The following is a 20,674-nucleotide window of genomic DNA, read 5'->3' on the forward strand; positions in this document are numbered from 1 at the left end:
TAATTTGCATAAGCGTGTGAAGCAAAGCTAAATCTTGGTTTTGTTTTATACGTTTTTTTGAGAGGAAGTAAGCGAATTAGTCTGTGTGTTCTTTTGTAGACGAATCTATAAGGTGTATATTTCTTGTTCCATAAGAATATGGTAAGCTTAGATAACTATCTATAAGAGGGGAAATTAAAATAAGAGAAAAAGTCTGCCCTTCTATTTTTTTAAATAGTAATGAAACCTTTTATTTATTTTATGAAAGCGGGAATGTTAAAGAAATCTATTCGTCTGAAGATGAAAACGAAAGTATTTGGGATTCAAGCAATAAGGAGTAGATATCTAATGAGAAAAACAGAGAAAAAGAATCCAATAATAATTGATCAGACAAATGCGGTATCAGTAACAAAGGAAAATGGAACAGACGTGAGCTATTTTTTATTTGATACTTTTGAAGTTCATACAAATGTCATCCCAGCTGGCTGTGTCCAAGATTGGCATGTTCACAACAAAATCGAAGAAATTATTGTGGTAAATGAAGGGACGCTATTTTTGGAATGGATCGAGTCGGCTATCATAAATAAGACAGTGACAACTGGTGAGATGATTCGGATGAATAATAGCATTCACCGCATCTCAAATACTAGTGATACCGTTGCGAAGTGTACCATTTTTAGATTTGTGTCACCATCAAAAGATCAATCGGAGATTATCAAGACGGACAAGAAAATTTATTCTGAAGAAGAGATAGCAAGTTTAGTACAATAATAAATGATTCATTAGCAGAGGTTGGGACAGGAGTGTTTATTTCTGAATCCTTCAAATCTTAGTGCTTTAGCACTTAGAATTTGATGTGATCGAAGCAAAGCGTAGTGATTGCTTCTGCTCCCACCGTTTATACGGATTCCTTCAGTCTGGTACATAATGATGTGCGCCCTAAAAGTTGTACGTAGATTAACCTGTCATTCGACTGGTATGAATTCGGTATTGAACCGGACTCATACCAGTCAATTTTGCTTTTATCCGATGATGATTGTAATAATCAATATAATTTGTAACTGCTCGTTTTAATTCCTCAAAGCTAGAAAAACTACGGCCATAATACATTTCTTGTTTCATTAGACCAAAGAAATTTTCCATTAATGCATTGTCCAAACAATTTCCTTTTCGTGACATACTCTGGTATAACTTTGCTTGCTTCAATTGTCTAACATACTGTTGATTTTGGTAATGCCACCCTTGATCGGAATGGATTGTTGTTCGAACGTTGGTCTTTTTACTTTCTTTAATGGCTGTTTTTAAAGGAATCAATACGCAATCCAACGTTGGTTTTTGCTGAAATTGATAGGCAATGATTTCTCCATTAAAACCATCAAGAAAAGGACTGAGATAGGCTTTTCTTTTTAGTTTAATTCCTTCGGAATTTCGTTCAGTATAGTGGAATTCTGAAATATCTGTAAAGATTTTTTGTTTTGGAATCGTGCTAAAGAAGCGGCGATTCACCTTGTTTTTAGCCAAGGTTCCCACCAAACCTTTGTAAGATCGATACCTTCTTGAACGACGTGTAAAGCTTATACATACTAAGTTATATTTCTTCATAATTCGTCTGATTTTCTTATGATTGATTTGATAGCCCATATTCACTAAAGCCAACTTGATTCGACGATAGCCATAATTGCGATCATTCTCTTCAAAAATTGTTTGAATCAATTTCTCTATGTGAGTCATTTTTTCTTCGCTCATTATCTTTTTCCAGTAATTGAAAGTAGAACGCGGTAGCTTAATCGCTTGTAATACATGATCTTGACGATACTTTCCAATAAGTTCTATGGCTATTCTGGTTTGAACTCGTCTTTTCGCTTCGCCATAATAGTTTGTTGGAAAGTCCGTAGCTTTTTTAAATACTCGACCTCGATTCGCAAACGTTCATTCTCACGCTCTAATTCCTTTTCACGAGATAGTTTGCTTGTTTCTTGCTGTTTTTTTGTTGGTTTGTTCATCCTTTTTTTGGGTCTCCCTTTTTGATTGGACAGAGCAGTTTGACCACCAGCGATGTATTTCTTTTGCCAACGAGAAATCATCGACCCATTAGGTAGCTTGAATTGTCTTGCTACTTCACCGAAAGAAGCATCTGTCGTTTCTATAAAGTGTAATACATCTCGCTTAAATTCACTAGTATATTTTGTCAGCGAACGGTGTCTTTTGAGCCCTTCTTTCCCAAATAATTGATAGGAGTGTTTCCAATTGTAAATTAAGGCATTTGATGGGAGTCCGTATTTTTTAGCCAAGGCTCGTCCGCCCAGAGGCCCTTCTAGGTACTCTTTCACTAGCTTTAATTTGAATTCTACCTCATAATAACTCATAAAAAATAACCTCCAAAAATTGTATTTTTCACGTACAACTTTTGGGGGTCACATCATAACTCGTAGAGTTATGTACCAGACTTTTTTTATGCAAAAAAACAGATAGAAAACTAAAAGTATGTAATTATATTCTAAAAGTTTTTAATTTGTGCTATTATTAGAGATGTTTAGTAAAAAATAAAGGATAGGAAGGAGCGCCGAAAAATGGAAATGACCGATATGTTTGGTAAACTCAATTTTCATCCAAATGCAAAAAATAAAATAAATCCAACGCAGATTTCAATTGAGAAAAATGTCATTGCGTTAGACAATCGGACGCTTCAGATCAGTAATGTTTCTCAACTATTTGTAGCCGAGCCAAATTTAACAATACCTTGGTTAGCAGCGGTATTATTTATTCTTTCTTCAGGAGGCTTCATGCTGTTTCGCTTTTGGAGTATGGTTGGAATGATTCTTACAGGTTTTTATATTTATTTGGTGATTATGGAAAATTTGAATAAGGGCTATTATATTTATGTGAATCTTAATTCTGGTTTTACCTACTTGATTCATTGTGAAAATAAATCTTTTGCGGAAAAGGTACGGGAAGTGATTGAAGATTGTATCAATGATGACCATCGTAAAGGAAAAGTAGTGATCAATATGAAGCAGGAAAATATCCAAATTGATCGAAACGTGTGGAATGTGGATCAAAGTATTCATGATAGTACTGTTATAGCGGGTGATCAAAATGAAGTGAACAATGGCGTTAACGACCAAAGCAAGAATCACTATACGCCTGAAACAGATAAAAATAATGAGGTGAAAAAATGAATATAAAAGGCAATGATTTTGGTGGAATCAACCATTCGACTGTTGTGATCGGGAACAATAATAAAGTTACTAATGGGAAAAATCAAGAGATTGATTGGGCGCAATTTTCTACAGAAATTAGAACAATGTTGACACAGCTTCCCCAAAATAGTGAAGAATTTCAGGCTAGTTTGAAATTACTGATAGAATCTGAATCAAAAGATCAAGGGAAAGTTGCTACTTTTTTAAAGAAACATGCACCGCAATTTACTTCGGATGTGTTTAGCAATTTAGCAAGCGCAGTTCTTTCCGATACGATCAAGAAATTAATGTTTAATATGTAGTGAATAAAGTTAAGTGCTAAAAAAATGTGGGTGCGAACCCTAAGTGTACATGAAATAGCTGGGGGATCCGCACTGATTTTTACTGAGAAATGACTTGTTTTCAGTGTTTTTCTCATCGTAATCTCATCTTACAAGTTACTTTAGTTGGAAATAGAGTATTTTTTTAGAAAATCACTCTATTTTCACGGTCTCACTCTGTTTAGAGTGAGTGGATTGAAATAATCCATTTGGGAGCTTGGAGTCCACACGGCATATCGTCTCACTCTGTTTAGAGTGAGTGGATTGAAATACTGGAAGTACAAGCTAAAAACAATGAGGGAATCCGTCTCACTCTGTTTAGAGTGAGTGGATTGAAATCGAGAGCAACGATGATGGTTGCAAAGCCTGCGACGTCTCACTCTGTTTAGAGTGAGTGGATTGAAATGAAACAATTTTAATATGTGTGTGGGGGAAAATCGTGTCTCACTCTGTTTAGAGTGAGTGGATTGAAATAGACAGACGTACTCCAGCTGGATCTCTTTTCTGGTCTCACTCTGTTTAGAGTGAGTGGATTGAAATTCGTACTCTTTCGGAAAGGCTTCACTATAGTAGGTGTCTCACTCTGTTTAGAGTGAGTGGATTGAAATTTCGGGTTTATCGATATTATGCGTAAATTCCTCTGCGTCTCACTCTGTTTAGAGTGAGTGGATTGAAATAGAGGTGGAGACAAACAAAAAGAATTAGGAAGCATGTCTCACTCTGTTTAGAGTGAGTGGATTGAAATAGAGGTGGAGACAAACAAAAAGAATTAGGAAGCATGTCTCACTCTGTTTAGAGTGAGTGGATTGAAATTTGGCTGATTATTTCGAGGACTGGATGATACTTGTCTCACTCTGTTTAGAGTGAGTGGATTGAAATATCAATATTTGGACAGAAATATCAGATCGTGCTGGTCTCACTCTGTTTAGAGTGAGTGGATTGAAATAGCAAGGCTCAAAGATGCGCAAATTGAGAATAGGGGTCTCACTCTGTTTAGAGTGAGTGGATTGAAATCCGGAAGCTGACAATGTATTCCAAGCTACTGTATTGTCTCACTCTGTTTAGAGTGAGTGGATTGAAATTACGGTCTTGCTTAGTCGTTTTGGATTGCCATTCGTCTCACTCTGTTTAGAGTGAGTGGATTGAAATTAGCGGTAGATCCTGATTTTTATAATCAAAGTTAGGTCTCACTCTAACAAAAATACACTAAATCCTTAAAACCATCTAATTAAACAGATGGTTTTTCTATTTACGCTCATTATTTCTCAAAAATTTCCGTAAATAGCAAAGGAATTGAGTGGTCGCAACAACATTTTAAGAGGTATAATGAAAAAAGCGATAAAATAGATAGAAACGGCTATAGAAGATTCTAGAGGCGTTAAAAGGAGAGAACATATGATAAGAAATGAACTAAAAAAGAAAGCTCAAACCCATCTACATGGACATTACGGAAACTGGAGTTTGATTGCTATTTTACCTTGTGCAGTATTATTTATCTATTTCTTTTCTATAATTTTCTTGTTTCAATCGTCAGCGCACGTTAGTGATCCGTCAAATGATTATCACTCTTGGCAAGATGAGTATACTGAAAAATCGAACCGCACTTATTCTAACTATGAAAAAGGCTATGATGATGGCTATTCAGACGGCTATGATGAAGCTTTTTATCAAGATGATTATTATGAGGAAGACAATTTTACTGAGAAAAATTTACATTCATTAACAAGTCCTGCGTCAGTTTCACGGAAAAATGGTGCGCACACCGTGACGTATACTCAGACTACAACGGTAGCAAATGGCTTTTTTGCTTTTCTTGCTTTTTTAATTGGGACAATTTTGTGTCTTGGTACAATAATGTATCGTGGAATGGTGCAATGGGCAGCAGTCGATAATGTGGAAAACCGCAGTTTTAATCTTAAAACAGTTTTTCTAGCATTTATTAGAGAGAATGGTAAACGGACAGTGATAGCCAATCTTTTAGTGACACTCTATACATTTTTATGGTCATTATTATTTGTTATTCCTGGAGTGATCAAGCAATTATCTTATAGTATGACAAATTATCTATTGAAAAAAGATTCTGAACTCTCACCAAAAGAAGCGATGGCGTTAAGCCAAGCGCTCATGCAAGGTTACAAGTTAGAATATCTGGTTTTTTCTTACTCATTTGTATTGTGGCAGTTTGCAACTTTCTTTAGTTTTGGTTTAGCCGGAATCTATGTTATTCCATATTATGGTGTGTCAGAAATACTATTTTTTGAGCAGATTATTGCAGAAAAGCATCATTTATTTTCGCAAGAGAGAGAAGCTGGATTTGCTGATTTTTAGAAATGATATTCGTTTTGAAACAAAAAATAAGTGTGAAACCCTCGTTTGAGCGTTTCACACTTATTTATTTTTATGAGCCGCTGCTAACGAAAGGGCTGATCAAGCCAGCTAAGCCTTCAATATTTCTTGTTTGGATCATGATTGTCCCAGTGCCGTGAAATTCATTGACTACACCTTCACCAGTTGTAAAACCAAAGAGACCAGAGGCAATTTTAATGTTGTAATCCAGTGATTCTGACCAAGCAACGACATGCTGATTATCTACAACAAACGGTTTTGTTCCATCCAAATGAAGTTCAACGATATCACCGTAGCTGTTGATCAATAAAGTACCTGAACCAGCCGTTTCCATTACGAACAAACCACCTGTGCCACCAAAGATCGCGCCACTAAGTTTTTGACGTTTCATATTATAAGAAACAGATGCATCACAAGCTAGAAATGCACCAGTATTTAAACGCCAATGCTCTGATCCTACTTGGAGTTCTTTGATTGTGCCAGGAGTTGCTGGTGCTAAAGCAACTTTCGCTGTATCGGTCAAGCCAGAAGCCTTCGTGATAAAAAAACTTTCGCCACTGGACATTGAACGACCTAACGCGCGAATAGCGCCACCTATACCAGCTTTGCCATTGCTATTCATTTTGCCTTCAAGATTGATCTCACCATTGTGATAAACCATGGCACCACTTTCTAATTGGATACTTTCACCTGTTTTTAAAGCCACTTCGACTAACGGGAAAACAGTATTTTCTGTCATGTTATAGTCCATTAAACAAACCTCCTTCTGTATTTCATATACTAGTATACCGTATTTGCAGCAGAGTTACTTCTTAATTTGTTTGATTTTTCTAAAAATAAGACCAAATAGCATTAGTTGCTGGGATGAAATTGTAAAATAATAATTGACTTGTCGCAAGGATGTTTTATAATGGAATAAAAGTTATTGCTAAAAAATATTTTTTAGTCAACATATTTTTTTAGTTTTATCTTTTTAGGAGGTGGGACCATCGAACAAACTATAAATTGTACGGCTGTTGTTTTGTGTGGTGGGAAAAGTTCACGAATGGGGTTTGATAAGGCATTGTTGCAGCTTGATAGAGAATTTATGCTACTAAAAACAATAAAGCAGCTCAAAAAGATTTTCTCACATACCATGTTGGTGACAGATAGACGAGCTAAATTTCCACCAATTTTTTCCCAAGTTTATATGTTAGAAGACCAATATCCAGAAAAAGGACCTTTGGGTGGCCTAGTGACAGCGCTAGAAAATATAGAAACGGATCATTTATTTCTATTAGCATGTGATATTCCGAACTTACACAGCGAGTTGATTTGGAAAATGGCTAAAGATATTCAAGCGTATGATATCGTTATTTGTAAGCAAGATCATCGTTTTGAGCCACTCTATGCTTTTTATCATCGTTCTTGTCAGCCGATTTTTCAACAGCAACTTAAGACAAATGATTGGCGCATTAGAAAAGAATTCAGACAGTTTTCAGTGAAAGTGATGACCTTAGAATCGTCTTTTGAGTTAAAAAATGTTAATACACCAAAAGAATTAATCTTATGGAATCAGTGAGAAGAAAGGAGTTTGAGATGGATTTTGAGAGTAGTCAAGAGGTCGTTAGCAATTTAGGCGATAAAGCGTTAGCAAAAAGTAAGTTACCATTTTTTAGATTAAGCATTTTAGGAATCATGGCAGGTTGTTTTATTGCATTAGGTTATTTAGCTTTTATCAGAATATCGGGAACTGTGCCAAAAAGTTGGGGAGGATTTTCAACTTTTTTAGGCGGCTGTTTATTTCCAATCGGATTGGTAGCGCTTACTTTTGTTGGTGGTGAATTAGCTACAGGAAATATGATGGTTATGACATTGGGGCTTTTACAAAGAAAAATCAGTGGTAAAAGTCTACTTTATAATTGGCTGATCGTTTTGGTCACAAACTGTATCGGTGGCATGCTCGTCGCTTATTTCTTTGGCCATATCGTGGGCTTGACAGAAGGGGCATTTTTAGAAAAGACACTTTCAGTTGCTCAAGCAAAAATGGCAGATCCGCCATTCGTCGCGTTTATCTCTGGGATTGGTTGTAATATTTTTGTCTGTTTAGCTGTGTATTTAGGAGCAATGGGCAAAACGTATCTTGGAAAAATGTTTGGGCTTTGGTTTCCTGTAATGGTTTTTGTTGTTTGCGGTTTCCAGCACGTAGTGGCCAATGCATTTATTATACCAGCTGCAATTTTTTCAACGGTTAGTGGTATTCAGTGGTCTGATTATCTAAGCAATACGTTGTTTGTGTTCTTGGGAAATGCAGTTGGTGGTAGTTTATTTTTAGCAGTTCCATTGATGTTTGTAACGACGGAAAAGAAAGAAGTCCATGAGACAGAGGGTGTCTATGAAAAGTATTGAGGTTCTCGATTTGATTCAAATCGGCTCAACTGGACGTAACAGTGGCAAAACGACGCTCGCTAAAAAGTTGATTGCTGAAAATCATCAGCGTTTTTCTATTTATGGATTGAAAATCATCACAATTAGTGGTCGTCGTGGTCAGTGTCAACGAGGAAAAGTAGGGTGTGGAATTTGTACAAGTATTGAGGAAGGTTATGAGTTGATCGAAGAAACAAATAGGATTGGAACAAAGGATACGATGCAGTTATTAAAAGCCGGATGTAAAAAAGTCTACTTATTAAAAGTATTTCATGATCATCTGTTAGAAGGATTTCTCACGTTTTTGCAGGTTGTTCCAAGAGATACAGTGATTGTTTGTGAGTCGAATTCTCTTCGTGAGGTCGTCAAACCAGGTATCTTTGTGATGATGGCAAATCAAAAAAGTATTAAGAAAACAGCAGCGAATGTGATTCAATATGCCGATCTAATTTTAAATACGCCTGAATTACCTGAAACAATTAGGCTTATAAAGGATCAAGAGGGAGTGCATTTTTCTAAGAATAGCGTGGAAGATAGGAGAGAAAAAGTATGGGTTCATTGAGTTTGGCAGAAAAAGAAGCAATTATTTTAGCGCATGATACAGATCCACAGCGCATATTGAATATGCTGATCGCTATTCAATATGCGTCAGAAGAAGGCTATATCGATGAGGAAACTGCAAAATTAGTAGCGGAGCGACTTCATTTATCGCAAGCGCGTGTGTATGAAATTTTAAGTTTTTACGCTATTTTGAAAACGGAACCACAAGCAAGATATGTACTGAAAATTTGTAATAGCACGCCCTGTCTTTTTACACGAGGTGCAATGCTAGCAGAAGTGCTAGAAACAATTTTGGAAGTGCCAGCAGACCAAGCGACACCGGACGGTTTGTTTATGTATCACAGTATTCCTTGTATTGGGGCTTGCGACCAAGGCCCTGTCATCAAAATCAAGGACACTGTTTTTGGCGATTTGACAGAGGCAAAGGTGTATCAATTGATCGATGATCTTCGAAACGGATGTTATCAGGAGCTATAGGAGGGAAAAAAATGATCCAACGAAATCAACCGGTTTTACTAGAACGTACGATGAAAATGAAGCAAGCCACAAATGTAGAGGAATACCAGCATTATCAGGGGTTTGCAGGCTTGTTGAAGGCTATCGAGATGGATAAAGAAACAATTTTAGCTGAGTTGGATCTTGCGCATTTACGTGGACGTGGTGGAGCAGCTTTTCCATTAGGGAAGAAATGGCGCCATTTATACGGTGCCAAAGGAGATACGAAGTATATTGTTTGTAATGCAGACGAAGGGGAACCTGGAACGTTTAAAGACAAGGCTTTATTAGAGCATGATCCTTTGAGTGTGATCGAAGGAATGATCATTGCAGGATTTCTTTTTTCCGCTAAAGCTGGTTATATTTATATGCGCGGTGAATATCTGCGGATTCAAAAAATTTTTCAAGAAGCGTTGGATAATGCTGAAAAAGCAGGATTCTTAGGAGAAAATATTTTAGGAATTGAAGGCTTTAATTACAAAATTACAATTATTTCTGGGGCTGGAGCATACGTTTGTGGCGAAAATTCGGCACTGTTAAATTCAATTGAAGGTAAAACCGGCAGACCTAGAGTAAAACCACCACACTTAGCAGATGTGGGGTTGTATTTGAAGCCAACTTTAGTAAATAATGTGGAGTCTTTTGCTGGTATTCCAGTTATTTTACGAGAAGGTGGTCAAGCTTATCGTGATTTAGGAACGGAAGATGGTGGAGGTACGAAGCTCATTTGTCTGTCTGGTCATATCAAAAATCGTGGATTATATGAAGTAAATCTCGGGATACCTCTAAAAGAGATTTTGTATTCCGAAGAATATGGTGGCGGCTCGTCTACGGGTCGCCCGTTGAAATTTATTCATTTCGGCGGTCAATCAGGACCGATTGGTGCGGTACGCAACCTTGAGGAGTGTATTTATTCCTATGAAGGGTTGTGGGATCATGATCTAGCCATCGGTTCAGGTGCTATTGTTGTGATGGATGATCAAGTAAATATCGTTGACTATTTAGTGAGTGTAGCGGCGTTCTTTGCCCATGAATCGTGTGGGAAATGTACCCCATGTCGCTTAGGGACAACACGGATTTTAGAATTATTAGAAAAATTCACTACTCGATCAGCTGCGCCCGAAGATCTAGAGCGTTTAGAAAAAATGCTGATGCATGTCACGAATCTTTCGGCTTGTGGGCTAGGTCAATCTGTGGCGAATCCTATGAAAAGCGGACTTCGCTATTTTCCAGAAGAATTTGAAGCAGGCATTCAAACAGCAGTTGGATCAGTAAAAGGAGGGGGTTGGTAAGATGGAAACAACACTAAAAACAGCGACTGTCACATTGTCGATTGATGATTATCAAGTAACAGTTCCAAAAGGGACCACGGTTTTAGCAGCTGCCGAAAAGCTAGGCATTGAAATACCAACGCTTTGCCATTTAAAAGAATTAGCTCCTGATGGCTCATGCCGAATGTGTACAGTCGAAATACAAGGCGGACGCAAAGGTGGTTTGACGACTTCTTGTACAGCGCATTGCCAAGATGGAATGGTGGTTCATACAGCATCGCCTAGAGTGAATGACTCTCGTCGGTTTGTATTGGATCTTCTATTAAGCAATCATAAGTTAGATTGTTTTTCATGTGGTAAAAATGGAGAGTGCAAACTACAAGACTATTGTCTTGATTATGGAATTGATGAGACTAGCTTTACAAACGGCAAACGTATGTCGTGTCATCAAGAAGATACAAGCAATCCATTCTTTGACTATGATCCAGAAAAATGTATTATGTGTCGTCGTTGCTCGAAAGTTTGTCAATTAAGACAAGGACGAGATGTCATCAGTATTGCTAAGCGTGGTTTTGATACAAAAATGACCCCTAGTTATGGCGCTGCATTCGATCAGTCATTATGTGAATCGTGTGGAAACTGTGTTTCTGCTTGTCCAACGGGTGCTTTAGTCAGTAAAGACCACAAAAAGTATCGTGCGTGGGAAACGAAAAAAATACCGACAACCTGTCCACATTGCGGCACTGGTTGCCAAATGAACTTAGTGGTGAAGGGCAATCGATTAGTTGGAGTAGAGCCAATCAATGGAGCAGCAAATAAAAACCTTCTTTGTGTAAAAGGGAAATTCGCCTCTTATAAATTTGTTGGTTCAGGCGATCGACTCACAGAACCATTGATCAAGCGTAATGGTGTTTTCGAACCTGCGACTTGGGAAGAAGCGTTGAGCTTAGTTGCAGACAAATTCAGTCAATTAAAAGCCGACCACGGGGCAGATTCCTTAGCGGGATTTTCTTGTTCTCGTTCGATAAATGAAGATAATTATGTGTTTCAAAAAATGATGAGAGCGGCTTTTGGAACAAATAACGTAGATAACTGTGCCCGCGTTTGTCATTCAGCTTCTGTACATGGTTTAGCACATACACTAGGATCAGGTGCAATGACTAATCCAATTGCAGATATCACGACAGATGTTGATGTGATTTTACTAGTAGGTTCAAATCCAGAGGAAGCCCATCCTGTGATCGGCTCTCAAATTCGACAAGCGATACAACATGGAACAAAAGTGATTGTCGTTGATCCACGGAAAATCGACTTAGTGAAAAATAGTGAACTTCATCTACAGATTCAAGCGGGAACAAATGTAGCTTTCGCAAATGGGATGATGCACGTGATCTTAAAAGAAGGCTTAGCTGACCAAACTTTTATTGAAGAAAAAACAGAAGGGTTTGAAGCATTAGAGCGCTTGGTTGCAGAGTATACTCCAGAAAAAGTGGCAGAAATCTGTCATATTGAAGCAGAAGATTTGATCAAAGCCGCTAAACTATATGCAACGGCAGAAAAAGCACCAATTATTTATTGTTTAGGAGTGACCGAGCATTCTACAGGGACAGAGGGCGTGATGAGTATGTCCAATCTGGCTATGTTAGTTGGAAAAATCGGCAAACCTGGTTGTGGTGTCAATCCATTACGTGGCCAAAATAATGTACAAGGTGCGTGTGACATGGGCTGTATGCCGTATGATTTTCCAGGTTATCAAAAAGTTGCGAACCCAGAAGTGATGGAAAAATTTGAAAAGGCTTGGGATGTATCATTAAATAGAAAAACGGGTTTGACTTCAACCCAGGTATTACCAGCGGCAACTGAAGGGAAAATCAAAGGCTTGTATATATTTGGAGAAGATCCGATCGTCACAGACCCAGATACGAATCATGTACGCAAAGCGCTGGAAAATCTAGAGTTCTTTGTGGTACAAGAGTTATTCATGACGGAGACTGCCGCTTATGCAGATGTTGTGTTGCCAGGAATCAGTTATGCAGAAAAAGATGGTACCTTTACTAACACTGAAAGACGGGTGCAGCGTGTCCGAAAAGCAGTGGAACCAAAAGGGCAAGCAAGAGAAGATTTCGCTATTTTTTGTGACGTGATGACTCGTCTAGGTTATCCGTGCCATTATGATTCTGCCCAAGAAATTATGGAAGAAATTGCTTCTGTCACACCAACATTTGGTGGGATTACTTATGAGCGGTTGGAAAAAGAAGGGCTGCAATGGCCTTGTCGCACGTTGGAAGATGCTGGTACACCGATCATGCATGTAGGTGAATTCACTCGGGGCAAAGGATTATTTATGGCAATTCCATACAAAAAAGCTAGAGAACTACCAGATGAACGCTATCCGTATCTAATGTCGACGGGTCGAATGTTGTATCATTACAATACTCGCGCTATGACTGGACGGACCGAAGGAATCAATCAAATTTCGGATCGATCGTATATTGAAATCAATGCAGTAGATGCCAAATTTTTGGGGATCGAAGAAGGGGACAAAGTCAGAGTTCGTTCTAGACGTGGGACGATCGAAACGTATGCAGCTGTTGGGAATCGAGTCTTTCCACAAGAAGTGTTCATGACGTTTCATTTTCCAGATGCCAATGTAAATGAGCTGACGAATGCTGCCTTTGATGATATCGCGATTATTCCAGAGTACAAGGTTTGTGCGGTGTCTATTGCACCAATCAAGTAAAAAGGAGCGCTTGTAATGATTGAAGTCGAAGAAGCGCAACATAAAATCAAACAGGTTTTAGCGCAGCAAAAGAAAGTAGAAACAGTCCCGCTTATAGAAGCCTGTGGACGAGTGTGTGGCGAAGATATTTTAGCAAAAGTAGCCGTTCCTCATTTTCCTAGAGCGGGAATGGATGGCTATGCAGTGGTTGCAAAAGAAACACAAGGTGCAAGTCGTGATCGACCAATTTGTTTAAAGGTAGTCGGCTCGATTTTTGCTGGGGATGCGCTTGACAATCTAGAGCAAGCACAAGGAACAGCTGTTAAGATCATGACAGGCGCGCCTATCCCAAAGCCATATGATGCTGTGATCAAGCAAGAACGCACAGATTATGGCGAGAGTACTGTGCTGATTTATCAAGAAGTCAAAGTAGGAAGTAACTATGGATGCATCGGGGAGGATGTTTCTGCTGATCAAAAAGTGCTATCAAAATACCAATTACTGAATAGTCGGGCAATTGGTATTTTGGCTGCACAAGGAATTGAAGAGGTCACTGTTTTAGCCCCGATGACAGTTGGAATACTTGCTACTGGTAGTGAATTGATTTCTTTAAAAACACCTTTAACTTCAGGAAAAATTTATGACAGCAATCTCTATACTCTGGCTTCCTTCATTCAAGCCAGTGGCAGCAAAATTATTTTCATGGAACATTGTGCAGATGAGATTGACAGTATTTCAAGTGTTATTAGAGAAAAAATACAAGAAGTCGATATACTGATCACCACAGGAGGAGTTTCTGTAGGAGAAAAAGACTATGTGCCTCAAGTGATCCAACAGCTAAAAGGCAAGTCGCTGTTTCATTTTGTGAAAATGAAGCCAGGCACGCCGATGATGGCCAGTCTGTACCAGCAAACAGTAATGTTACACTTATCTGGAAATCCATTTGCTGCGGTGGTCAATCTCCATTTATTTTATTGGTCAGCGCTGGCGCACTTTATGAATTGTCCAGAATTAAATTTAAAAAGAAGGAGCGCTCAATTAACGGAAGAATTAAAATTATCGAAGATTCGGCGTTTTGTTCGTGCTTATGAAGAAGAGGGTAGTGTTTCTTTGAAGACAAAACTACACTACTCTTCCGTATTTCATAATACATTAGAAACAAACTGCTTCATTGATCAGCCTGCTAAACGGGTATTGAATAAAGGGGATCATGTCACCGTGTATTACTGGGAATTCTAATCATTAACAGAAGATTGAGGTAGAAAATGAAGCGTACTTTTCTATCTTGATCTTTGTTTGTTAAATATGCTAAAAAAAATTATTTGTATCAGATTGTTTTTTTTTAGTTGTAGTGCTAAACTTAAAACAAAGAGAATTAGTTTCAGATAGAACAAGAAGATGAAAGCGTTTTAAGAGAGGTGTTTGAATGGAGAGAGAGCTACAATTTACCCATATCGATGAACAAGGAAAGGCTCGGATGGTTGATGTTTCTGATAAGAAAGCAAGTGAAAGAACAGCGCTCGCATATGGTGAGATCTATATGAAAAAAGCAGTCGGCATCGGTATCAAAAATCAAACAATTAAAAAAGGCGAAGTCCTGCAAGTGGCAAGAATAGCTGGGATCATGGCAGCGAAAAAAACGTTCGAGTTGATTCCTCTGTGCCATGTACTAGCATTAACCAAGTGTGAAATCGACTTCAGCTGGAACTCAGATCAGCTTTTGACAGCTCAGTGTCTAACCAAAACAATTGGACCAACTGGGGTAGAGATGGAAGCGTTAACTGGTGTGAATGTTGCGCTATTGACGATCTATGATATGTGTAAAGCAATGGATCGTGAAATGAGAATCACGAATGTTTGTCTGTTAGAAAAATCTGGTGGGAAAAGTGGTGACTTCATCTCAACAAACCAAGTAAGCGACGAATGAAAGAGTAGGAAGGACGCGACTTCAAATGAAAGATTCATTTAATCGTGAAATTGATTATATTCGACTATCAGTAACGGATCGTTGTGATCTTCGCTGTACATACTGCATGCCGGCAACAGGGATGTGTTTTTTGAAAAAAGAAGAAGTATTGAGCCTGGAAGAGATCTTATTTTTAGTTGAAAACTTAGCGCAACAAGGGATTAAAAAAGTGAAAATAACAGGTGGTGAACCTTTAACCAGGAAAGACACAATCCCTTTGATCAAAGCAATCAAAGCCATTCAAGGGATTGAAAAAGTCACCTTAACCACGAATGGTATCCAATTAGGGAAGTATGCAAGTGCCTTAAAAGCAGCGGGATTAGATGGAATCAATGTAAGTATCGATACACTTGATCCTGATGAATTTCGCGAGATCACAAGAGTTGGAGAGCTCAAAAGAGTATTGGATGGATTATGCACAGCAATTGAAATTGGCTTACCTAATATCAAAGTCAACACCGTAGCAAGAGGCGAGCTGACGGAAAAAGAAATTTGTACAGTTGCGAAGTTGGCTAAAAAAAGCCCAATTCACGTTCGTTTTATTGAACTGATGCCGATTGGTTTAGGCAAAGGTTGTCCTGGAAAAACACAAGAAGAGCTTATTTCCGTCTTGGAAGAAAACTATGGTGAACTGATTCCTTTTGAACAACGATTAGGTAACGGACCAGCAAGTTACTTTTCTCTCCCACATTTTAAAGGAAAAATTGGTTTTATTAGTGCGCTGGGACACTGTTTTTGTGCGGAATGCGACCGTATTCGCTTCACTGCTGATGGATGCCTAAAAACGTGCCTACACATGGATGACGGGTGTAATGTAAAAGTAGCATTGCAGACAAAAAATAAAGAATTATTACTAGAACAAGTCTTTACAGCAATTCAGCAAAAACCTGAGAAACATCATTTTTTAGAGGATCAGGGTGATTCTCGGTTAATGTCTCAAATTGGAGGGTAAACATTATGGCAGTAGGTGAAATTATTGGAATCAACATCAGTGAACGACGAGGAACACAAAAAAAGGAGATAGCAGCCGTTGATTTAGTGAAAGGATTTGGTTTAGAAAATGATGCCCATGGCGGCAATTGGCATCGACAAGTCAGTCTTTTGTCGTTTGAGAAAATCACAGAATTTAATGAAAAAGGCGCTCATGTTGGCAATGGTGCGTTTGGTGAAAATATTATTGTTTCAGGAATCGATTTACGGAGACTGCCTGTCGGCAGTCAAATTCGTATTGGTCAGGCTGAACTAGTCGTGACTCAAATTGGGAAAGAATGTCATAAACATTGTCAGATTTATGCTCGAGTTGGTGACTGTATTATGCCAAGAGAAGGAATTTTTGCGGTTGTAGTAACAGCAGGGCACATCAAAAAAGGAGACAAACTTGAAGTTGTATAAAGCTGGCATCATTACCTTAAGCGATACAGGTTTTCAGGGACTTCGTACAGATGAATCAGGCCCTATCATAAGGCACCTGATACAAGAGCAATTTGACGTAATCAAACAAGTGATACTACCAGATGAAGCAGATCAATTAAGCCCACTTCTAATCGAATGGTGTTCAACCTGTGACTTGATACTAACAACAGGCGGCACAGGTTTAGGCGTTCGTGATATCACACCGGAAGCGACATTACGGATTGCAGAAAAAGAGATTCCGGGTATTAGTGAAGGAATGCGCATGTTAAGTATTCAAAAAACGCCATTCGCCATGTTAAGCCGAGGTGTCGCAGTTCAACGTGGAAAGACTCTGATCATCAATTTACCGGGAAGTCCTAAAGGCGTGACAGAAAATTTAACCTATTTACAACCGATTTTGCCTCATGCCTTAGATATTTTAACGGATCGAAAAACAGCGCATTGAGCGGAGGAAAGCAGAATGAGAGTGGTAAAAACAGTGGATGCACAAGGACTGATTTTATGTCAGGATATTACCAAAATCGTCAAAGGAAGCTTTAAAGGAGCCCTCTTTTCAAGAGGACATCAAGTGAAAGCAGAAGATATCCCTGTGTTACTTTCACTAGGTAAAGAGCACTTATTTTTAAAATCAGAAGAGTCCGATTTGATCCATGAAAATGAGGCTGCCGACTTTTTGTATCATTTAATCGCTGGAGACTTTATGCGGCCGACGTCTATTTCAGAAGGAAAGATCGAGGTTGTAGCGGAAGTAGATGGATTGTTAAAAGTCAACCAAGACTTATTATTTAAGCTGAATTCAATTGGAAAAATTGCCGTTGCAACGTTGAAAAGTAACCAAAGGATCAAAGCTGGGCAAAAGTTGGCTGGTACACGGATCATTCCTTTGGAAATCGAACCAGAAACCTTACTTCAAGCAGAAGAGTTACTTGGCGGAGCAGCCCTTTTATCGCTGATTCCCTTTAAGTCTGTAGTGGCAGGAATTGTTACGACAGGGAGTGAAGTTTTCAACGGATTGATTGCCGATTCCTTTACCCCAGTTGTGAAAGGAAAACTAGCGCAGTATCCGCTATGTACCATTGACTTTCATAAAATCGTCAATGATGATCCAAACATGATTACAGCAGCCATCGAAGAAATGCTGCTGGCAGGTGCAGATCTTGTTTTTTGTACAGGTGGAATGAGTGTTGATCCAGATGATCGTACGCCTTTAGCCATCAAGCAAACTGGTGCAAAAATTATTTCTCATGGGACGCCTGTTTTACCAGGTTCGATGTTATTGTTAGCTTATTTGAACGGAAAAACGATTGTAGGACTGCCAGGTGGAGTCATGTTTTCTGAGCGGACAGTATTCGATTTATTGTTACCAAGAATTATTGCGCAAGACAACATAACAAAAAGTGAAATCAATGCTTTAGGGTATGGCGGCTATTTATAAAAATAAAGTGGAAGAAGGAATAAGAATGAAACAACATCACAAGGTAAAAGTCATTCGGCTGTTGCTAGTAGCCTTTCTATTTCTAACCGCTTGTACAGCTAATGATAAAAAGACAGCAACTTCATCCAGTTCAAGCAGTCAAACGGAGGAACAACATTTATTGATTGCAGCGGCAGCAAGTTTAGAGTCAGTGATGGAAAAACAAATCATTCCAGCTTTTGAAAAAGAACATCCTGAGACAACGGTCGAAGGCAATTATGACAGTTCAGGAAAATTACAAGCACAAATTGAAAAAGGTTTGGAAGCGGATATTTTCTTTTCGGCTGCTACAAAACAAATGGATGCTCTGGTTTCGCAAAAGTTGATCGATAAAAAGAGCGTGGTACCCTTACTGCAAAATCAATTAGTGATGATTGTTCCAAGTGCCTCTGAGGTAGATTGGCGGGACTTTAGTGACTTGAAAAAAGCGGAAATGATTGCAGTTGGTGATCCAGCCAGTGTCCCAGCAGGTCAATATGCTGAAAAAGGGCTAAAAGCCTTAGGCTATTGGGATTATGTCAAGAATCATGCTAGTTTTGGCACCAATGTAACCGAAGTACTAAATTGGGTGGCGGAAGGAAGTGCGCAAGCTGGTTTAGTTTATGCGACAGATGCCGCTTCGAGCGATAAAGTAAAAGTTGTGGCAGTTTTACCAGAAGATACGTTGAATGAACCCATTATCTATCCAGTTGCTCTAGTTGAAAAGTCGCAAGAAAAAGCCGCAGCTGAGGAATTTTTGACATTCTTAGAAAGCAAAGAAGTTGCAAAATATTTTGAAGATACTGGATTTATTATGAATAAGTAGGTGAGTGTAATGGAGTTGAGTCCGATCATTATTTCGTTTCAGACAGCGATGCTGTCGATAGTCTTGACTTTCTTTAGTGGGACGCTGATTGCTTATTTTGTTTTTCGATTAAAAAATCATGGGCTTAAAATTCTGTTCAACAGTCTATTTACCTTGCCGCTGGTGTTGCCACCAACGGTTTTTGGTTTCTTTTTACTGGATATTTTTGGGGTGCAACAGCCGATTGGCAAATTCTTATTAGATTTTTTTGCTGTCAAAGTGGTCTTTTCTTGGACTGCTACGGTGATTGCAGCAGTCGCGGTGTCGTTTCCATTGATGTATCGTTCAGCAATCGCTGCTTTTGAGCAAATTGAACCAGATTTGTTCGCTGCAGCTCAAACGTTAGGATTCTCAGAGAAAAAAATCTTCTTTAAAATTGCGCTGCCTCTAGCGCTCAATGGACTTTTGGCTGGTGGGGTATTGGCTTTTGCTAGAGGATTAGGAGAATTTGGTGCAACGACCATGTTAGCAGGAAATATCGCTGGCAAAACCCGAACGCTGCCATTAGCGATTTATTCGGCAGTGGCGGCTGGTGATTGGTCCTTAGCTCAAAATTACGTGACAGTTATTGTGGTTATCTGTTTGCTCATGTTATTTTTGACAGAGCTTTTCAGTAGAAATGCCCGGAGGAGACAACTATGAAACTTTTCGTCGACATTCAAAAAAAGTTGCGGGATCATCCGTTACAAGTCGCCTTTGAAATAGAAGCTACAACATTAGGCATTTTAGGTGCATCAGGTTGTGGGAAGAGTATGCTGCTTAAATGTATTGCTGGAATCGAAACTCCAGATTCAGGACGGATTCAATTGGGGGAGCGTGTGTTGTTTGATCAGGAAAAAGGAATCAATTTGCCACCGCAAAAGCGTAAAGTCGGCTTGTTGTTTCAGCAATATGCCTTGTTTCCTCATCTAACGGTGTATAAAAATTTAAGTTGTGTGACAAGTGATCAAGGATTGATCTTAAAGTTATTGCACATGTTTCATTTAGAAAATGTAAGAAACAGCTATCCTAGGCAACTATCTGGTGGACAAAAACAGCGCGTGGCTTGTGCGCGGATGTTAGCTTTTGAGCCGGAATTGTTACTGTTGGATGAACCATTTTCGGCTCTAGATACAGCTTTAAAAGAAGAACTGCAACTGGAATTACACGATCATTTAGCTGATTTCAAAGGCAATGTGCTGATTGTGAGTCATAGCTTGGATGAACTGTATCGATTGTGTCCGACTTTAGCGATTTTAACTGAATCAGACTTAATAAAAGGCAACACAAGTGATTTATTTAAGCAGCCGCAAACTGTTGAAGCTGCACGCTTGACTGGGTGCAAAAATATCTTTTCTGTTAAGCCACTAGATGCCCATTCCGTTCAGGTTGATGGCTGGAAAATACCGTTGTCAGTTGCAACTGAGGTCCCGAAAGATTGTCGTTATATTGGAATCCGAGCACATGATTTAGTGTTAGATGATACGGCAATTAATCAGTTAGATGTAGAGTATATCAGCAGCCAGCAAACACCATTTGAGCAAAATGCTTGGTTCAACTGCCAAGAAACCAATCTTTGGTGGAAAGGCAGCAAGCAGATCGAAGCGGCCAGAATTAAACGATTCAGCCTTTCACCAGAAGCAATCATGGTATTAAAATAAGCGAGTGGTCTGTTATTTAAAGTCTAATTTGTCACGCATC

The 20,674-nt window shown here is 38.8% G+C and carries 21 protein-coding genes, 1 pseudogene and 1 CRISPR repeat array; of the genes and pseudogenes, 19 read left to right on the forward strand and 3 right to left on the reverse strand.

Annotation, left to right across the window (positions count from 1 at the left end; genetic code table 11):
- Positions 1-327 precede the first annotated feature (327 nt).
- Complete coding sequence (locus tag IGJ50_RS11860) at positions 328-750, forward strand: cupin domain-containing protein (RefSeq protein ID WP_429950569.1); 423 nt, start codon at positions 328-330, stop codon at positions 748-750.
- A 186-nt stretch (positions 751-936) separates the two neighbouring features.
- Here the strand turns inward: IGJ50_RS11860 and IGJ50_RS11865 are convergent.
- A pseudogene (locus IGJ50_RS11865) lies at positions 937-1,827 on the reverse strand (IS3 family transposase); the annotation flags it as partial.
- On the reverse strand, positions 1,815-2,345 hold the full coding sequence (locus IGJ50_RS11870; protein ID WP_429949103.1) for a helix-turn-helix domain-containing protein: 531 nt from the start codon (positions 2,343-2,345) through the stop codon (positions 1,815-1,817). The pseudogene IGJ50_RS11865 and the gene IGJ50_RS11870, both read right to left, overlap by 13 nt.
- A 204-nt stretch (positions 2,346-2,549) precedes the next feature.
- Between IGJ50_RS11870 and IGJ50_RS11875 the strand changes: the two genes are divergently transcribed.
- From IGJ50_RS11875 to IGJ50_RS11885, 3 genes are all read left to right on the forward strand, one after another.
- Entirely contained in the window at positions 2,550-3,158 is a 609-nt protein-coding gene (locus IGJ50_RS11875; protein WP_429950571.1) for a hypothetical protein, read from the forward strand.
- On the forward strand, positions 3,155-3,481 hold the full coding sequence (locus IGJ50_RS11880) for a hypothetical protein (RefSeq protein WP_069639570.1): 327 nt from the start codon (positions 3,155-3,157) through the stop codon (positions 3,479-3,481). The genes IGJ50_RS11875 and IGJ50_RS11880 overlap by 4 nt, the downstream gene beginning before the upstream one ends.
- Positions 3,482-3,668: 187 nt before the next feature.
- Positions 3,669-4,648: direct repeats of the CRISPR family, unit length 33 nt; unit sequence GTCTCACTCTGTTTAGAGTGAGTGGATTGAAAT.
- Between the two features lie 246 nt (positions 4,649-4,894).
- Positions 4,895-5,827 carry a DUF975 family protein gene (locus tag IGJ50_RS11885; protein ID WP_429950573.1) on the forward strand — a complete coding sequence of 311 codons (933 nt, stop codon included), beginning with the start codon at positions 4,895-4,897 and terminating at the stop codon, positions 5,825-5,827.
- A 70-nt stretch (positions 5,828-5,897) separates the two neighbouring features.
- Here IGJ50_RS11885 and IGJ50_RS11890 read toward each other — a convergent pair whose 3' ends face one another.
- The gene (locus tag IGJ50_RS11890) at positions 5,898-6,596 is read right to left on the reverse strand and encodes a TIGR00266 family protein (protein WP_069639568.1); all 699 of its coding nucleotides are present in this window, start codon (positions 6,594-6,596) and stop codon (positions 5,898-5,900) included.
- Between the two features lie 270 nt (positions 6,597-6,866).
- On the opposite strand from IGJ50_RS11890, the gene mobA reads away from it, so the two are divergent.
- The 15 genes from mobA (at position 6,867) to IGJ50_RS11965 (ending at position 20,634) form a co-directional block, all read left to right on the forward strand.
- Positions 6,867-7,406, forward strand: a complete 540-nt coding sequence (gene mobA, locus IGJ50_RS11895; protein WP_429950574.1) for a molybdenum cofactor guanylyltransferase — start codon at positions 6,867-6,869, stop codon at positions 7,404-7,406.
- Positions 7,407-7,423: 17 nt separating this feature from the next.
- A complete protein-coding gene (locus IGJ50_RS11900) occupies positions 7,424-8,233 on the forward strand; it encodes a formate/nitrite transporter family protein (RefSeq protein ID WP_207121019.1) in 810 nt (269 codons plus the stop codon).
- Positions 8,220-8,813 carry a hypothetical protein gene (locus IGJ50_RS11905; protein ID WP_429950576.1) on the forward strand — a complete coding sequence of 198 codons (594 nt, stop codon included), beginning with the start codon at positions 8,220-8,222 and terminating at the stop codon, positions 8,811-8,813. The genes IGJ50_RS11900 and IGJ50_RS11905 overlap by 14 nt, the downstream gene beginning before the upstream one ends.
- Complete coding sequence (locus tag IGJ50_RS11910; protein ID WP_207121021.1) at positions 8,801-9,289, forward strand: NAD(P)H-dependent oxidoreductase subunit E; 489 nt, start codon at positions 8,801-8,803, stop codon at positions 9,287-9,289. Before IGJ50_RS11905 ends, IGJ50_RS11910 begins: the two co-directional genes overlap by 13 nt.
- A gap of 11 nt (positions 9,290-9,300) precedes the next feature.
- Positions 9,301-10,599 (forward strand): complex I 51 kDa subunit family protein, encoded by a 1,299-nt coding sequence (locus IGJ50_RS11915; RefSeq protein WP_429950578.1) that lies wholly within the window; start codon positions 9,301-9,303, stop codon positions 10,597-10,599.
- 1 nt (position 10,600) lies between these two features.
- Positions 10,601-13,318 carry a formate dehydrogenase subunit alpha gene (fdhF, locus tag IGJ50_RS11920; RefSeq protein ID WP_429950580.1) on the forward strand — a complete coding sequence of 906 codons (2,718 nt, stop codon included), beginning with the start codon at positions 10,601-10,603 and terminating at the stop codon, positions 13,316-13,318.
- A 15-nt stretch (positions 13,319-13,333) separates the two neighbouring features.
- Positions 13,334-14,536 carry a molybdopterin molybdotransferase MoeA gene (locus tag IGJ50_RS11925; protein WP_207121024.1) on the forward strand — a complete coding sequence of 401 codons (1,203 nt, stop codon included), beginning with the start codon at positions 13,334-13,336 and terminating at the stop codon, positions 14,534-14,536.
- A gap of 187 nt (positions 14,537-14,723) precedes the next feature.
- The gene (gene moaC / locus IGJ50_RS11930; RefSeq protein ID WP_069639560.1) at positions 14,724-15,224 is read left to right on the forward strand and encodes a cyclic pyranopterin monophosphate synthase MoaC; all 501 of its coding nucleotides are present in this window, start codon (positions 14,724-14,726) and stop codon (positions 15,222-15,224) included.
- Positions 15,225-15,249: 25 nt separating this feature from the next.
- A complete protein-coding gene (gene moaA, locus IGJ50_RS11935) occupies positions 15,250-16,215 on the forward strand; it encodes a GTP 3',8-cyclase MoaA (RefSeq protein ID WP_207121025.1) in 966 nt (321 codons plus the stop codon).
- A gap of 5 nt (positions 16,216-16,220) precedes the next feature.
- A complete protein-coding gene (locus IGJ50_RS11940) occupies positions 16,221-16,655 on the forward strand; it encodes an MOSC domain-containing protein (protein ID WP_207121026.1) in 435 nt (144 codons plus the stop codon).
- Positions 16,648-17,121: a molybdenum cofactor synthesis domain-containing protein gene (locus IGJ50_RS11945; protein ID WP_207121043.1), complete on the forward strand. Its 474-nt coding sequence runs from the start codon at positions 16,648-16,650 to the stop codon at positions 17,119-17,121. The genes IGJ50_RS11940 and IGJ50_RS11945 overlap by 8 nt, the downstream gene beginning before the upstream one ends.
- Before the next feature lie 15 nt (positions 17,122-17,136).
- The gene (locus IGJ50_RS11950; protein ID WP_207121027.1) at positions 17,137-18,111 is read left to right on the forward strand and encodes a molybdopterin-binding protein; all 975 of its coding nucleotides are present in this window, start codon (positions 17,137-17,139) and stop codon (positions 18,109-18,111) included.
- Between the two features lie 25 nt (positions 18,112-18,136).
- Positions 18,137-18,955 (forward strand): molybdate ABC transporter substrate-binding protein, encoded by an 819-nt coding sequence (gene modA / locus IGJ50_RS11955; RefSeq protein WP_429950582.1) that lies wholly within the window; start codon positions 18,137-18,139, stop codon positions 18,953-18,955.
- A 9-nt stretch (positions 18,956-18,964) separates the two neighbouring features.
- Positions 18,965-19,636, forward strand: a complete 672-nt coding sequence (gene modB / locus IGJ50_RS11960) for a molybdate ABC transporter permease subunit (protein ID WP_069639554.1) — start codon at positions 18,965-18,967, stop codon at positions 19,634-19,636.
- Positions 19,633-20,634, forward strand: a complete 1,002-nt coding sequence (locus IGJ50_RS11965) for a sulfate/molybdate ABC transporter ATP-binding protein (protein ID WP_429950585.1) — start codon at positions 19,633-19,635, stop codon at positions 20,632-20,634. Before modB ends, IGJ50_RS11965 begins: the two co-directional genes overlap by 4 nt.
- The last annotated feature ends 40 nt before the right edge of the window (positions 20,635-20,674 follow it).

The sequence above is a fragment of the Enterococcus sp. AZ101 genome, assembly GCF_050499005.1.
Lineage (GTDB): Bacteria > Bacillota > Bacilli > Lactobacillales > Enterococcaceae > Enterococcus_L > Enterococcus_L ureilyticus.